At 72.7% G+C, this 15,195-nt stretch carries 15 protein-coding genes; all 15 read left to right on the forward strand.

The annotated features are described in order from the left end of the window. The first annotated feature begins 126 nt into the window (after positions 1 to 126). The 15 genes from JMF97_RS18475 to JMF97_RS18545 all read left to right on the forward strand — a co-directional run bounded on the left by JMF97_RS18475 (position 127) and on the right by JMF97_RS18545 (position 15,186). Positions 127 to 1,107: a LacI family DNA-binding transcriptional regulator gene (locus tag JMF97_RS18475; protein WP_203222678.1), complete on the forward strand. Its 981-nt coding sequence runs from the start codon at positions 127 to 129 to the stop codon at positions 1,105 to 1,107. Between the two features lie 179 nt (positions 1,108 to 1,286). Then, positions 1,287 to 2,138 (forward strand): LppM family (lipo)protein, encoded by an 852-nt coding sequence (locus tag JMF97_RS18480; protein WP_203222679.1) that lies wholly within the window; start codon positions 1,287 to 1,289, stop codon positions 2,136 to 2,138. Between the two features lie 84 nt (positions 2,139 to 2,222). Further along, on the forward strand, positions 2,223 to 2,558 hold the full coding sequence (locus JMF97_RS18485; protein WP_203222680.1) for a hypothetical protein: 336 nt from the start codon (positions 2,223 to 2,225) through the stop codon (positions 2,556 to 2,558). A 13-nt stretch (positions 2,559 to 2,571) separates the two neighbouring features. Beyond that, positions 2,572 to 3,180 (forward strand): glycine zipper family protein, encoded by a 609-nt coding sequence (locus JMF97_RS18490; protein ID WP_203222681.1) that lies wholly within the window; start codon positions 2,572 to 2,574, stop codon positions 3,178 to 3,180. Next, positions 3,177 to 3,866, forward strand: coding sequence for a carboxypeptidase-like regulatory domain-containing protein (locus JMF97_RS18495; RefSeq protein WP_203222682.1), 690 nt, complete (start codon positions 3,177 to 3,179; stop codon positions 3,864 to 3,866). The genes JMF97_RS18490 and JMF97_RS18495 overlap by 4 nt, the downstream gene beginning before the upstream one ends. Before the next feature lie 27 nt (positions 3,867 to 3,893). Continuing rightward, entirely contained in the window at positions 3,894 to 5,144 is a 1,251-nt protein-coding gene (locus JMF97_RS18500) for a phage tail sheath subtilisin-like domain-containing protein (protein WP_203222683.1), read from the forward strand. A 1-nt stretch (position 5,145) separates the two neighbouring features. Beyond that, on the forward strand, positions 5,146 to 5,625 hold the full coding sequence (locus tag JMF97_RS18505) for a phage tail protein (protein ID WP_013734524.1): 480 nt from the start codon (positions 5,146 to 5,148) through the stop codon (positions 5,623 to 5,625). Between the two features lie 1,662 nt (positions 5,626 to 7,287). Then, entirely contained in the window at positions 7,288 to 8,028 is a 741-nt protein-coding gene (locus JMF97_RS18510) for a CIS tube protein (protein WP_203222684.1), read from the forward strand. Further along, positions 8,025 to 9,620 carry a phage baseplate assembly protein V gene (locus tag JMF97_RS18515; RefSeq protein WP_203222685.1) on the forward strand — a complete coding sequence of 532 codons (1,596 nt, stop codon included), beginning with the start codon at positions 8,025 to 8,027 and terminating at the stop codon, positions 9,618 to 9,620. Before JMF97_RS18510 ends, JMF97_RS18515 begins: the two co-directional genes overlap by 4 nt. Next, positions 9,620 to 9,958: a hypothetical protein gene (locus JMF97_RS18520; protein ID WP_203222686.1), complete on the forward strand. Its 339-nt coding sequence runs from the start codon at positions 9,620 to 9,622 to the stop codon at positions 9,956 to 9,958. Before JMF97_RS18515 ends, JMF97_RS18520 begins: the two co-directional genes overlap by 1 nt. Next, positions 9,955 to 10,422 (forward strand): GPW/gp25 family protein, encoded by a 468-nt coding sequence (locus JMF97_RS18525; protein ID WP_203222687.1) that lies wholly within the window; start codon positions 9,955 to 9,957, stop codon positions 10,420 to 10,422. Before JMF97_RS18520 ends, JMF97_RS18525 begins: the two co-directional genes overlap by 4 nt. Next, complete coding sequence (locus JMF97_RS18530; RefSeq protein WP_203222688.1) at positions 10,419 to 13,016, forward strand: putative baseplate assembly protein; 2,598 nt, start codon at positions 10,419 to 10,421, stop codon at positions 13,014 to 13,016. Before JMF97_RS18525 ends, JMF97_RS18530 begins: the two co-directional genes overlap by 4 nt. Further along, the gene (locus tag JMF97_RS18535) at positions 12,997 to 13,530 is read left to right on the forward strand and encodes a phage tail protein (protein WP_203222689.1); all 534 of its coding nucleotides are present in this window, start codon (positions 12,997 to 12,999) and stop codon (positions 13,528 to 13,530) included. Before JMF97_RS18530 ends, JMF97_RS18535 begins: the two co-directional genes overlap by 20 nt. After that, a complete protein-coding gene (locus JMF97_RS18540) occupies positions 13,527 to 14,450 on the forward strand; it encodes a hypothetical protein (RefSeq protein ID WP_203222690.1) in 924 nt (307 codons plus the stop codon). The genes JMF97_RS18535 and JMF97_RS18540 overlap by 4 nt, the downstream gene beginning before the upstream one ends. Before the next feature lie 280 nt (positions 14,451 to 14,730). Continuing rightward, positions 14,731 to 15,186, forward strand: a complete 456-nt coding sequence (locus JMF97_RS18545; protein ID WP_203222691.1) for a hypothetical protein — start codon at positions 14,731 to 14,733, stop codon at positions 15,184 to 15,186. Positions 15,187 to 15,195 lie beyond the last annotated feature (9 nt).

The following is a 15,195-nucleotide window of genomic DNA, read 5'->3' on the forward strand; positions in this document are numbered from 1 at the left end:
ACGATCCCACACCTGGGAGCGCTACCAGCACAATCCTCCCCGGTCCTTACCGACAGCCCCTCCCGCGAGGCATGATGCGCTCGGACGCCCGCACGACGGGGCAGGACAGGCAACGGGGAGCACATCATGACGACGGCACGACGGCACGCCACCCTGGAGGATGTCGCCCGGGCGGCCGGGGTGTCCCGGTCGACGGCATCGCGGGTCCTCGCCGAGAGCGGCTTCGCCTCACCGGTCGCCCGGGAGCGGGTACGCGACGCCGCCGACCGGCTCGGCTACGTGCCCAATGCGGCGGCTCGGGCGCTGGTCCGGGGTGCCGGCGTACGTCTGCTGGTGGCGGTGGCGGGCGCCTCGCCGGCGGTCCTCGACGACAGCTACCTCGACCAGGTGGTCAGCACCACCGCGCAGGTCTGCGCCCCGTACGGGCTCGGGGTGACGGTGGCGTGGGTGCCGCTGGATGAACCGGGACAGCTCGCCCGGCTGGCCGACGATCGCGCGGTGGCCGGTCTGGTGCTGGTCAACACCACCGAAGCGCTGCTCGACGTGGTGCCGCGCCGGCTCTACGGGCGGACCGCCTCGATCGGGATCGGTTCGACAGCCGTACCGTCGGTGGACATCGACAACGGCGCCGGCACCAGCGCGATCGTCCGTCACCTGTACGCCGCCGGCCGCCGACGGATCGCGATGGTGACCGGCCCGGCCTGGCTGGCCTGTTCCCGCCGCTCCGTGGAGGCGTACCGGGCGCTGCTGCGTGAGGCCGGCCTGCCGGCCCGGGAGGTGGTCGGGGACTTCAGCGCGGCGCGCGGCCGACAGGCCGCCCGGGAGGTGCTGCACCGCTGGCCGGACACCGACGCGATCGTCGGGATCAGCGACGCGACCGCGCTGGGCGTGATCGACCAGCTGCGCGCCGACGGTGTCCGGGTGCCCGCCGACGTCGCGGTGACCGGGTTCGACGACATCCCGCTGGCCTCGGTGACCGCGCTGACCACGGCGAGCCACCCGGTACGGCGGATCGCCAAGGCGGCCGCGAGCATGGTGCTGGAGCAGCGTGCGGCACCGCCGGTGACCCTGTTCCCGTCGTCGCTGGTGCTACGCGAGACCGCCTGACGCACCCGCAACCCTTCAGAATATCGATTCCCGCGCTTTGCACCCTCGGGTAAATGTGACCGACCACCGGTAAGATCGGCGACTTGCTTATGACTGATCGCTGACTGATGGGTCGGACGGAAAGCGCACACACTGTGCCCATGAGAAGTGGGTCCGGGCGCATCAGGACACTCCACGGTATGGTGTGCCTCGTCCTGCTGGCGGCCCTTTCCGGCTGCATGCAACTCAACATCGGGCTCACCGTGAAGGCCGACGACACGGTCAGCGGGCAGCTCCTGCTGACCGCCGAGCGCAAGGTCCTGACCTTGAACAACAAGACCGTCGAGCAGGGCTTCGCCGACCTTCGGCAGAACATTCCCGCGCTGCCGCCCGGCCCCGAGACCCCGTACGCGACGGACACCCACTTCGGTTTTCAGATCAACTACCAGAATGTGCCTCTCGATCAATTCGACAGCGAAAGTCTGCGCATCGTCCGGGCGAACGACCGCTACGTCTTCACCCTGCCGCTCGATCCGAAGAAGTACGGCGGAAAAGTGGCCGAGCAGGACCCGGAAAATCAAGTCAGATTCATGTTGTTGATGTCCTTCGAGATCGCCGTGACCTTCCCCGGCCGCGTCCTCGACGTCAACGCCGGCGGCCAGGTCAACGACCGGACGGTGACCTGGCGGGTCAACCCCAACGAACCCAAGCCGGCCGAACTACGTGCCGTGGCCGAGGCGCCGCCCCGACCGTCCGCCGCCGCCGCGGGCACCGACGCCGCCGGCGGGCCGCCGTGGCTGCTCATCGCCGCCGGCGCGGTGGTCCTGCTGCTGGTCGCCCTGCTGGTCGTCCTGCTGCTGCGCCGACCCCGCACGGCCGGCGACTCGACCACGGCCACCGAAGCCACCGACGCCAGCGCGGCCGGCGAGGTGACCACGACCACCGACGGCGGTGGGGCCGGTGACGCCACCACGACCGTCGAACCCACTGACGGCACCGCCATTGCGGCCGCGCCGCGCACCACGATTCCCGGTTCGCCGGGTGCCGGCTGACCTGGCCGGCCACGCCCGCCCGGACACGGCGGACGACACTCTCCTCCCCACCCCGCACCATCGCGCATCGAAGGGAGATCGGCCATGAACGATCTCTTCACCTGGGCCGCGCTGGGCAGCCTCACCGGCGCGAGCGCCGCGACCCTGCTCACCACCAACGTCATCGGCGGCCTGATCGGCCCCAGCGCCGACAAGGCGCGCAAGTGGATCGCGCTGGGCATCGCGCTCGCGCTGTCGTACCTCACCGCGGCCTTCGCCACCGACGCAGGCTCGGAGAAGTGGATCATCGCGTTCTTCAACGGTCTGGTCATCTTCTCCGCCGCGCTCGGCATCAACCAGTTGCCGCCCGGCAACCGGCAGGCGACGCCGATCCAACTGGCGCAGGGCAACGAGCCCCGCTTCGTCCGCTCCTGGGCCTGAACGGAGCAGTGTCATGGTCTTCGGCATCATCAGCGCCGCCGTCCACGTCGCCGCCGGCGCGGTGCTCGGTCAACTCGTCGGCGGCCCGGTCGGGCTGCTCGTCGGCGCGGTCCTCGGCCTGCTGGTCGGTGGCGTCTTCGGCTGGGCGATCACCTCGGCCCAGGTCTACGGACCCGACGCGCGAGGGGTGTTCCTGTTCGTGGTCGACCACACCTGGAGCCTGCTGAACACCCTGGTCGGCGCGCTCTACCTCGCCGTACACCTGCTGTTCGGTCATTCCCTGGACCGCGCCACCTCCCAGCACAGCTGCCGGGTCAACGTGCTGGAGGGGGTCTCCCCCCGGTACGCCACCACGCTCGGCACCGTCTGCGCCGGCTCCGGTCCCGGCATCCAACGGCACGAGGACGTGCACGTCTTCCAGGCCCGACTGCTCGGGCCGCTCTACATCCCGCTGGTCGTGGCCAACTACGTGCTGTTCACCATCGCGCCGGTGTGGCTGCTCTACCACGACCACGCGGGCGCGCCGATCAACCGGTTCACCCGGTACTTCGAGATCGGCGTCTACCCGCACGTGTGGAACGAGGCCATCGCGTACCGCATCCAGGGGACACCACCGCGATGAGCGACCCCGGGCCGATCGAGGGCGCCACCGCCGAGCTGGCGGCGTGGCTGGCCGGGGCGGCGGGCGCCGCCGTTCCGGTCGGCCCGCCCGGGCCGGACACCGATCCGGGACGGTTGACCCTCTGGCCGCTGGAACTGCGGCCGGTCCGGCAGACCCGGGGCAGCGGCGGCGCCGAACCCTACCGGTTCACCGTCCGCTACCTGCTCGCCGTGGGCGGACCGGACGCCCTCGCGGCGCTGGACCGGGTGCTCGTGGCGGCCACCACCACGGGTGCCCGCACGCTGACCCTGGAGGCCGGTGACCCGGCACTGTGGACGGCGTTCGGTACGCCGCCCCGACCGGCACTGCTGATCGACGTGCCGGTCCAGATCACCCCCGCGCAGCAGCCGGCCGCGCCGGTCCTGCACCCGCTGCGGCTACGACAACTGGACATGCTGACCTTCGACGGTCGGGTCGTCGGCCCGGCCGAGCAGCCGCTCGCGGCCATGCGGGTCGAGGTCGTCGGTCAGGCGTACGCGACCCGCACCGATCCGGCCGGCCGGTTCCGCATCGTCGGCGTACCCCACGACCCCGAGCAGCCCGGCCCGGTACGACTCCGGCTCACCGGCCGGGGTCAGGTGCTCACCGCCGAGGTCGATCCGACCGAGCCCGACATCGTCATCGTCTGCGCCCCACCGGCCCACTGACCCACCGACCCGATTCCGGGAGGACCGATGCCCACCTACTTCTCACCCGGCATCTACGTCGAGGAGGTGCCCGGTGCCGCCCGACCGATCGGACCGGCCGGTACCAGCACCGCCGCCTTCGTCGGTGTCGCGCCCGACCGCACCGCGCACCTCGGCGAGGCCCTCGCCGTGAACAACTGGACCGACTTCCTGCGCCTGTACGCCGACGGCGACGACTTCGAGAGCACCCCGTTGGCCCGGGCCGTCTTCGGTTTCCTGGACAACGGTGGCACTCGCTGCTGGGTGGTCAACGTCGGGGAGGGCGGCTCGGTCACCGGCACCGGCCGCAAACGCGCCGGCCTCGACCTACTGGAGGCGGTCGACGAGATCTCCATCGTGGCCACGCCCGGCTTCCACGATCCGGTCTCCCACGAGGCGCTGCTGAGCCTGGCCGAACGCACCCGTTCCATGGTCGCCATCTGCGACCCGCCACCGGACATCGACGACATCTCCACCCTGACCCGGGTCGCCACGCCCGGCTCGACCCGCCCGGCCAAGCCCGCCGACACCGCCGACCCGGACACCCCCGGCTCCGGTGGGTCAGGGGGCGGATCGGGTGGTGGCGGCCCGGTGTCGTACCGGCCGCGACAGTCGGACTACGCCGCCCTCTACTACCCCTGGCTGCGGGTCCGCGATCCGCTCTCCGGTGAACTGGTGCTCACCCCGCCGAGCGGGCACGTGGCCGGCATCTGGGCCCGCACCGACGCCCTGCGCGGGGTGCACAAGGCACCGGCGAACGAGCCGGTACGCGGCGCGGTCGACCTGGGCCACCTGGTCACCCGGGCCGAGCACGACGTGCTCAACCCCAAGGGTGTCAACGTCATCCGCTACTTCCCCGGCGAGGGCATCCGGGTCTGGGGCGCGCGGACCCTCGCGGCCGAGGCCAGCGAGTGGCGCTACCTGAACGTACGCCGGCTCTCCATCTCCATCGAACAGGCCATCGCCAACGGCACCCGCTGGATGGTGTTCGAGCCGAACGACTTCAGCCTGTGGCGCTCGATCCGCCGCGACATCGGCGCCTTCCTGACCCGGGTGTGGCGCGACGGAGCACTGCTGGGCCGTACGCCCGAGGAGGCGTTCTTCGTCAAGTGCGACGAGGAGACCAACCCGGCCGACGTCCGCGACGCCGGCATGGTGGTCGCCCACATCGGCATCGCCGTGGTGAAGCCGGCCGAATTCGTGGTGTTCAAGCTGAGCCAGTGGGCCGGCGGCACCGAGACCGAGACGATTGGAGGCTGACATGCCGACCACGGCCACACCACAGCCAGGCGCCCCGGTCGACCCGTACCGTGCGTACAACTTCAAGTTGCTGGTCAACGGCGTCACCAACGGTCACTTCACCGAGGTCAGCGGCCTGGAGGTGAACATCCCGGCGGTGGCGTACCGGGAGCAGGGCAACGACCGGATCCGGATGATCCCCGGCCAGGTCGAGTACGGCCCGGTCACCCTGCACTTCGGCCTCACCTCGTCGCGGGAACTGTGGGACTGGGTGCACGCGGTCGCCCGCGGCACGGTGAACCGCCGCAACGTCTCGGTGGTGCTGCTCGACGCCGCCGGCACCGCGGAGGTGCTGCGCTGGAACCTGATCAACGCATGGCCGACGAACTGGCGCGGCGCACACCTCAACACCCTCAGCCAGGAGATCGCCATCGCGGCGCTGACCCTGCGCTACGAAAGCCTGGAACTGGAGGCCGGCGGTGCCGCGCCGACGACCGCTTAACCGGCTGGCCGACCTGCTCCGGTCCGCGGCCCAGGCCGTGGACCGCGCCGCCGGCCCGCCGGCCCCCTCCCCGCTCACCGGCCCTCACCCCTCCCCTGCCACCGGACCTGTCCCCTCCCTGGTCACCGGATCTGTCCCCGTTCCGGCCAGGCCGGTGCCCGGCCCTCGCGGCATGGCCGGCTCGGCAGCCAACGCCACCGCTCTCCCCCGACGTCCGGGCCAGCCACCGGAGCACTGGCTGCGAGTGGTCGAGGCACACGCCCCCGGCCTGCTGCGCGACCTCCTGCCCGACGGCCCGCCGACGACCACCGCAGCGCATGCCCACGGCAGGCGGGACGACGCGCTCGTCTCACCCCACCCCCCGACCACTCCGGACGATGGCCCGCACGCGGCACCCGGCCATACCCCCACCGACCCCTTTGCTCTGCTTCAACCGACGCAACGGCCACTGTCCGGATACCGGACGCCGGGCGTTGCGTGGAGTGAAGCAGAGCAAAGGGGGGCGGGTGAGGTTGCTCGGGGCGCTGCGTGGCCGCACGAGTTGACGCAGAGTTCCGTGAGACCGGGCGAGTCGCCGCAGGCCGTCGTGGGGCCGGGCGAGTCGGCGCGGGCTGTCGTGGGGCCAGGCGAGTCGCCCCGGGCTGTCGCGGGGCCGGGCGAGTCGGCGCGGGCTGGCGGGAGACCGGGTGGGTCGGCGAGGGTTGTGAGGCCGGGCGGGGCCGGGCAGGTGGTACCGGACGGCATCGATGCGACGGCGCCACGAGACGGTGAGGCGGTTTCGGCGTACGGCGCTGCCAGCAGTGCAGGGGCCGGCGGGCTGTGCCCTGCCGACGAGGACGATGAGGACATGGCCGCTCCTCGGCGGCTCGGCGGGCCGGTTGCCGGCGGGTCGCGCTCGACATCACGGCTGCCCGCCTCGGGTCGACGGGTGAGGGCGGCGGGGCGGCTGTCGTCGAACCGGGCTCGGTTGCGTGACGCCGGGCAGCCGGGCGCTGTTTCGGTGCCGGGGCAAGGTGGATCTGGTGGGTGGGGCGGCGGCGTCGGCCCAGCCCGGGGCGGTCGCTGGCTCCGGGCGGTCGATGCCGGTCACACCGCCGACGACACGCACCCGGCAGCCAGTGCACCCCCGACCGGGTACGAATCCGCCCGGCCCACAGCGGACGACGGGGCCGACCGCACTCCCATGTCCGGACACCCACGGCGACCTACTGACGGGCACGGATACCCGGGATGGCTTACCGACGGTCCCGCGCCAAGCAGCCGAGTCGTCGGCGGGCGTGAGCTGACCAGCCGGACGACCACGGGATACGAGCCCACCGGCAGTCCTTCGGTCCGGTACGGATCAGGCGGTCGAGCCGTGGCCAGGGACGGGTTGTGGCCCGGCGGTGGAATACCGGCCGGTGTCGATCAGACGAGCGACGGCAAGCGGTTCACGGGTGACGAACGGGGCCCGGTTGGCGAGCGGTTGACCGGTGGCGAGGGGACCGGTGGTGGGGGGTGGTGGCCGGACCTCGATCCGTCGGGGCGGTCGGACCGGCGGTGGCGGGTCGGCGGGGCGTGGCCGAGGTTGCCTGACGATGCTCCCTTGTGGTCGGTGCCGGATGCCTTCGGCGACGACGGCGCGCACCGGCGTCGGCTCGACCGGGAACAGGCGGGTGACTGATGGAACGGGTGGCCTTCCTCATCGACGCCACGGGTGAGCGGATCGACTGTCTGCTCAACCCGGAGAGTGTCGAGGTGACCCGGCTCGCCGGGGTGCGTCATCGGGGCAGCGCGGGCACCCAGCTCACCGGGGCCGGGCGGGCCGATGATCCGTTGGTCTTCACCGGTGGTGGGCGTACCGAGCTCGTCCTTGATCTGTTGTTCGACACCGATTTTGCCGAGGGTCAGGTGCGTCCCGCGGACGTCCGGGAACTGACCCGGCCGTTGTGGTTGCTCGCGGAGAACTCGGCGGTGGAGCACGGCTGGGTGCGGCCGCCGCTGGTCCGGCTGGTGTGGGGCAAGACCTGGAACGTGCCGGGGGTGATCGTCGCTGTCGCGGAACGGTTCGACGCGTTCACCGCCACCGGGTCGCCGCGTCGGTCCTGGTTGCGGCTCAAGCTGGTCCGGGTCACCGAGGACGCCGACCGGGCCCGGGAGGGCTTCGCCGAGGAACTCGCCGCCGCGCAGACCCCGGCCGTCGCGCCGGGCACGGCCGTGGTCGCCGCCGGCGACGGCAGCGGTGCCGTCGACTCCTCCGGCGTACGCTTCGACCTGCTCGCCCACGACGCGCTGGGTTCGCCGCTGCGCTGGCGGTTGCTGGCCGAGCACAACCGGATCACCGATCCGCTCGCGGTACCCGCCGGTACCGCCCTGGCGGTGCCACCGCTACCCGAGACCAGCTCGGCCGGAGGCGGGCGGTGAGCGGCGTCGCGCCTCGGGCGCTGATCGTGCTGCTCGACGGCGTCGCGCTGGCCGAGGCGCTGACCGGTCAGCTGCGTACCGTCCGGGTGGCGGCCCGGCTGAACCGTCCCACCCAGTGTGAGGCGGTGCTGGCCGCCGGTCCCGGCACGGCGGCCCTGAGCACCCCGGTGCGGCTCGGCGCGAGGCTGGAGGTGCGGCTCGACGGTCAACCGGAGACGCTGTTCCGGGGTGAGGTCACCGCCGTCGAGGTCGAGTACGCCGCCGACGGCGCGGCCACGCTCCGGGTCCGCGCGTACGACGCGCTGCACCGGCTGCGCAAGCGGCAACGGCTGCGGGTCTTCGAGTCGGTCACCGTCGCCGAACTGGCCGGTGACCTCTGCGCCGACCTGGGGCTGCACGTCGACGCGCAGTGCGACGGGCCACGGTTGGAGCGGCTGGCGCACCACCGTGCCAGCGATCTCGACCTGCTGCTGGCGGTGGCCGGCCGGGCCGGGCTGCACCTGATTGTGCAGGACGACGTGCTGCATCTGGTGACCTTGCAGGGTGACGGTGAGCCGATCCCCCTCGAACTCGGCCAGCAGGTGCACGGTCTGCGGCTGTCCGTCAACGCCGACACCGCCGCGGGTGAGAGCACGGCGTTGGGCTGGCATCCGCAGCGCGCCGAACCGATCGCGCAGAGCGCCGGCACACCCCGCTGCGGACGTCGTACGCCTGTCGAACCGGATCCGGCCGATGTCGGCGCGGACGGTGCCCGCACCGCGCTGGACCAGCCGGGCCGCAGCGACGACGAGATCGCCGCGCTCGCCCAGGCCCGCCTGGACGTCCGGGCCGCCGCCCTGGTCACCGCCGAGGGTACGGCCGAAGGCGATGCGGCGCTGCGGCCCGGCCGCCGGGTACGCCTGACCGGGGTCGCCGAGGCGGTGGCGGGCACCTACGTCCTCACCGAGGTGGTGCACACCCTCGACGCCGACGGGCACCTGACCCGCTTCTCCACCGTTCCACCGCCGGCGCCGCCGGCCGGGCCACCTGCGCCGGCGGTGGTCACCCTGGGCACGGTCACCGACGTGGCGGACCCCGACGGGCTGGGACGGGTCCGGGTGGAGTTGCCCGCCTACGGCGGTGCGGACGCCGGCTGGCTCGGGGTGCTCTGCCCGGGGGCGGGCCGGGGCAAGGGACTGGTGGCGCTGCCCGATCCACAGGACAGCGTGCTGGTGGCGCTGCCCGGTGGTGAACCCGCCTCCGGCATCGTCCTCGGGTCGCTGTTCGGCGCGGTCGAGCCGTACGACGCCGGGATCGACGACGGTCGGGCCCGGCGCTGGTCGCTGCGGACCGCCGGCGGGCAGCAGGTCGTCATCGACGACGTGGCCCGCAGTCTGCGGTTGAGCACCGACGCCGGCAGTTGGCTGGAGTTGACCCCCGACCTGGCCACCCTGCACGCCGCCACCAACCTGGTGCTCTCCGCCCCGGGCCGGGCCATGGTGGTGCGGGCCCGCAGCGTCGACTTCCTGCACGCCGAGACGGTCGAGGACCCGGACACCGCCGCCGAGCGGGCCCGCACGCTCGCCCGCGCCCACCACGAAGGAGGCGGCTGATGCGCTGGATCCACCGCGACTCGGTGGTCAGGTGCGACCACGACGGCCGGGTCCGCAACCAGGCCTCGCAGCAGTGGGTGACGATCGCCGGTGTCCCGACGCTGGTGGCCGACGACCCGAAGGGTCGCGACATCGTCGCCTGCCCCAACTACGGCACCACTGTGAAACCCTGCACGAAGACCGAACCGGTACGGGTCGGCTACAGCAGTTGGGTCCGCGTCGACGGTCGACAGGTTGTGCTGTCGCACCTCAAGGGATTCACCAACGGCAGCCCACCCGGCCAGTTCACCTACCGGGTGCGCGATCCCCGGCAGCGGTTCGTGGCGGCCGACCGATGAGGGCGATCAGGTTCGTCGGTGCCGGCTTCGACCCGGGTCGCAGCGGCGGTCTCGGCCTGACCGCAGCCGGCGGGCTGGCCATGACCGACGGCGACGAGACCGTACGCCAGGCGCTGTTCCTGCTGCTGTCCACCACCCCGGGTGAGCGGCTGATGCGGCCCGGCTACGGATCCCGGCTGCACCGGCTGGTCTTCGCGCCGAACGACGACACCACCGCCGGCCTGGCCATCCACTACGTACGAGCGGCCATCGCCCGCTGGGAGCCGCGCATCGACGTGCTCGACGTCGACGCCGGTCCGGACCCGGACGACGCGTGGCGGCTGGTGATCCGGCTGGACTACCGGATCCGGGCCAGCCTCACGCCGGGCCAGCTGGTCTTCTCCGTCGACCTGCTGCCCGCCGACGACGAACCGGCCGCGGGGCCGCCGGCCGAGCCCGGCACCGACGCTGAGGAGGCGCGATGACCCTACCCGTGCCGCACCTGGACGACCGCAGCTTCCTCGACCTGGTCACCGAGGCCCGCGAGCGGATCCAGCAGTCCTGTCCGGGCTGGACCGACCTGTCCGCGCACGACCCCGGCATCGCCCTGCTGGAGGCGTTCGCACACCTCACCGAGGTGATGATCTACCGGCTGAACCAGTTGCCGGAGAAGGCGTACGTCGCCTTCCTGAACCTGCTCGGGGTGACCCGGCACGCGCCGAGCGCCGCCTGGGCGGACGTGGTGTTCACCCGGACCGGGTCGGACGACGCGCCGCTGCGGATCCCGGCCGGTACCCGGGTGGCCGCCGCCCGGGGCGCGGACCCGAGGCCGGTCGTCTTCGTCACCTGTGAACCGGCGTCGCTGGCCGCCGGGGAGCGCGAGGTGACCGTCCGGATGCACCACTGCGAGCTGGTCGAGGCGGAACTGCTGGGGGTCGGCACCGGCGCGCCGGGGCAGGTGCTGCACGCGGCCCGGGCGCCGTTGGCGCGTACCGCCGAGGTGTTGGATCTGCTGCTCGGGGTCGAGGTGCCGGCGGGGTCGGTGGAGCTGGGTGCGGCGGCCCGGGAACACGAGGGCCGCACCTTCGAGATCTGGCGGCCGATGGACAGCTTCGCCGGCCTCGGGCCGCAGGACAAGGCGTACCTGATCGACCGGTGCTCGGGCAGCGTCACCTTCGCCCCGGCGCTGGACCTGCGGACCACCGAGGCGGGGTCGCTGCGCTTCGGCGACGGCCCGGTCGCGGCGGTGCCACCGGCCGGACGGCAGGTGCGGTTGTGGTATCGCGCCGGTGGCGGGCCGACCGGCAACGTGGCGGCGGGCACGCTGACCAGCCTGCGCGACCCGCTGCCCGGGGTGAAGGTGGTCAACCCGCTGCCGGCGGTCGGTGGCCGGGAGATGGAGACCATGGAGTCGGTGCTGCTGCGCGGCCCGTACGCCTTCTTCGCCCAGCAGCGCGCGGTGACCGCCCGCGATTTCGAGGTGCTGGCCACCGCCGCCAGCGGGGTGGCCCGGGCCCGGGCGTTCACCCGCGCCGCCGTCTACAGCTTCGCCCGCCCGGGTGAGGTGGAGACGGTGCTGGTGCCGTACGTGCCGACGCAGGCGCGGCCGGGTGGCGGGCTGCCGGTGCAGGTGTTGCGCGAGCACGAGGTGGAGGAGACACGCCTGCGGGTCGAGGCGGATCTCGGTCGACGTCGCTCGTTGGGCACCACCTGCCGGGCCAGTTGGGCCCGGTACAAGGCGGTGTCGATCCGGGCCCGGGTGGTGGTCCGTCGGGAGGAGGACGTCGACGCGGTGCGCCGACGCATCCACGACCGGCTGCACCAGACGCTGAGCCCGCTGCCGACCGCGCTCAACCCGACCGGTTGGGCGTTCGGCGAGCCGCTGCGGGCATCGAACGTGTACCGGCTGCTGGAGCATGCCGAGCCGGGGGTGCGCTACGTCGAGTCGGTGCGGTTCGTGGTGGACGAGGCCCCGGACAACCAGGTGCGTACGCTGGCCGCCGACGAGTACCAGCCGAACACCTGGTACGCGGGCAGCGCCGAGGTGCTGTTCCGTTCCACCAACGCCGGTGCGGGCTGGGAACCGGTCGGCCGCTTCGACACCGAGACCGTGCAGCGGGTGGCGCCCGCTCCCGCCCCGGTCCGACCCGGCATCGTGTCCCGCCCCGGCTCGGTCGCGGTGGCCACCGTACGCGCCGGTGGTGGTTCGCGGGTGCACCTGAGCACCGACCTGGGCGAAACCTGGTCGCTGCTGGCCGACCTGGAGGCGCGGATCAGCGACCTGGCCTGGATCGACCGGGACGGCGCGGGTGCGCTGCTGGTCGCCACCGACTCCGGCCTGTACGAGGTGTCCCTGCTGCCCGGCGCGGTGCCGTTGCAGATCCTGGTCGACCCGGCCGACGCCGACCGGGGCTTCTACGCGGTACGCGCATTCGTCTCCGAACGGGGCGCCCAAGGGGTGGCGGTGGCGGCACAGGCCGGTTTCGGGGTGTACCTGTCGACGAACGCCGGACGCCCCGGCAGCTTCACCCACGTGGGTCTGGCCAACGTGGACAACCGGGTGCTCGCCGTGCAGTACGACGGCCCGGCCACCCTGTTGTGGAGCGGCGCCGGCGAGCCGGACCCGAAGAAGTCGGGGCAGGGCTGCTTCCGCGCCCGGCTGTTCGAGTCGGACGTGAAGTGGCAGGCCATGCAGGCGGGCTGGATCGGCGGGACCTGCCGGGACCTGACCTTCAACGCCACCGTCGCGCTGGCGGCCACCCAGAGCGGCGGGGTGCTGCGGCTGGACACCCTGGCCGGGCAACCGCAGTGGGCGTCGGTGTCGGTCAACTGCGGGCTGCCGCTGCGTGACCGTACCCGGTTCATGCCTGTCGACGCGGTCGCCGCGGCCTCCGGTGGACAGCGGCTGGTGCTGGCCGGGGGCGAACGGGGCGTGTTCCGCAGCACCGACGCGGTCGACTGGTCGGCCAGCGCGAACCAGGCCACGGCCGACGTGGTGACCGTTCCGGACACCTGGCTGCTCTGCTCGGGTGAGCACGACATTGAGGTGGTGCGCCACGATGCGGCGAGCGGGCATTGAGCGGCTGCTGCCCGCGGCGTACCAGCGGGCCTGCGTGCCGGGCAGCGTGCTGTGGGCGCTGCTGGAGGTGATGGAAGGGCTGCACGCCCCCGACGAGGCGGTGCTGGCCGAGGTCGACGCCCTGTTCGCGCCGTACCGGGCGCCCGGGGGGATGGTGGCGTACCTGGCCCGGTGGGTGGCGATGGACCATCTGGTCGCCGCGCCCCGGCGGGACGCGCCGCTGCCGCTGCCGTTGAGCCGGCTGCGGGACCTGGTGGCGCACGGCGCCCACCTGGCGGCCTGGCGGGGCACCCCGGACGGGCTGCGTACCGTGCTGGAGTTGGCCACCGGCGTCACCGGTTTCGTCCTCGACGAACCGCCCGACCGGCCGTTTCACCTGGTGGTCCGGGTGCCGGCGGCCGTCGCCGACCAGGTGGCGCTGATCGGCCGCATCGTCGAGGCGGAGAAGCCGGCCGCGGTCACCGCCGAGATCGTTGTCGACCCTGCCGACATCGTTGTGGAGGAACCGTCATGACCACCGAATGGACCGTCGTCGCCGCCGCCGAACAGTTCACCCTGGACGCGCGCAACGCCGGGGAGTTGACCTTCACCGTCTCCAACCCGGGACTGGCACCGGACACGGTGGTGTTCGATGTGGCGCCCGGTGAGGGCTCGCAGCGTGCCTGGTTCACCGTCACCGAACCGCAGCGGGTGGTGCCCCCGCAGGGCTCGGTGTCGTTCCTGGTCCGCCTGGCCGTGCCACCCGGAACCCCGCCCCGACGGTACGACATGACCGGGTTCGCCTACTCGGCGAACACCGCGCCGGAGGAGAGCTCCCGTTCCAGCGGCCGGGTCACCTACGAGGTGCGGGCGGTGGCGCCGCCGAAGCGTACGCCCTGGCCCTGGATCGCCGCTGCGGCGGCGCTGGTGCTTCTCGTCTCGGCCACGGTGGTGTTCCTGGTGACCCGTGGCGAGGATCCACCACCGGCGCCGCCACAGGTGGTGACCATCGAGGCGGAGACCCTGGTGCCCACCGCCCAGGTCGTCTCGCCGTCGAACTCTGCCGCGAGCGTGCTGGCGCAGGGAAACTGCTGCCAGGTGGCCTGGTCGCAGGACGCCCAGTTGTTCTTCCTCGGCCGGGCGATCAACGACCGGGTGACCGTACGCGTGGCACTGCCCGCCGAGGCGACCTGGCAGTTCTCCGCCGTGCTCACCACCGCCCCCGACTACGCCAACACCGTCTTCCTGATCGACGGTCGGCAGGTCGGTGACCCGTTCATCGGCTTCACCCCGAAGGTGCAGATCACCGACTGGCTCGACGTGGCCCGCGTCCACCTGACCGCCGGCCCCCACGACATCACCCTGGTCGCGATCGGCAAGACCCAGAGCACCACCAGCTACTTCGCCGGCATCGACACCCTCCGCTTCACCGAACTCCCCCCACCCAACCTCTAACCCCCACCCCCACCCCCACCCCGCCCCTCCCCGGCCCCGGCCTCGGCCTCGCCCCCCTGGCCTTGGCCCTCTGGCCTTGGTTGATCAAGAGGTTTGCGTCTGGTTTGACGCCGATTTCTGACGCAAACCTCTTGATCAACGAGGGCAAGGGTGGCCGGTGGTCGGGTGGGAGGGCAAGCCGGGCCGGGGTGGGGGTGGCAGGGGTGGGCGGGGGTCGGGGGCGGGTTGGGTTGAGGGCTGGCCGGGGTGGGTGAGTGCGTGAGTGAGAGGAGGGGTGGGGATGGGTGGGAGGCAGAAGGTGCTGGTGGTGGGGCTGGGGGTGCTGCTTGTGGTGTTGTTCGTGGTGGCGGTGGGTGGGGGTCGGGGTGAGCGGGGGGATCCGGCGGGGCGGAATTCGCTGGTGGAGTGGCTCGGGCGGGGCGGTGGTGGGCAGGGCGCGGTCGATCCGGCGACGGTCGAGGCGGAATGCGTCGAAGCGCCGGGGCGGCTGGCGGTGGTCGGTGACTGCGAGCTGCGGGTCGCCGACCCGGGCCGACTGCGGACGCTGATCCTGCGCAGTCCGGGAGGGTTCACCGTCGAGGCGCCAGCACCCGGTGACGCCGACTTCACCGTGACCGACACGGTCACCCCGGAGCAGGACGGTACGGAGGCGGTGGCCCGGATCGCCGTGGATCGTCCGGCCACGGTCACGTTGCGCTGCCCCACCGGCTGCCTGGTCACGATCAGCGCGCAGTGAGAGCGAGGG

Source organism: Micromonospora fiedleri (assembly GCF_016774385.1).
GTDB lineage: Bacteria > Actinomycetota > Actinomycetes > Mycobacteriales > Micromonosporaceae > Micromonospora > Micromonospora gifhornensis.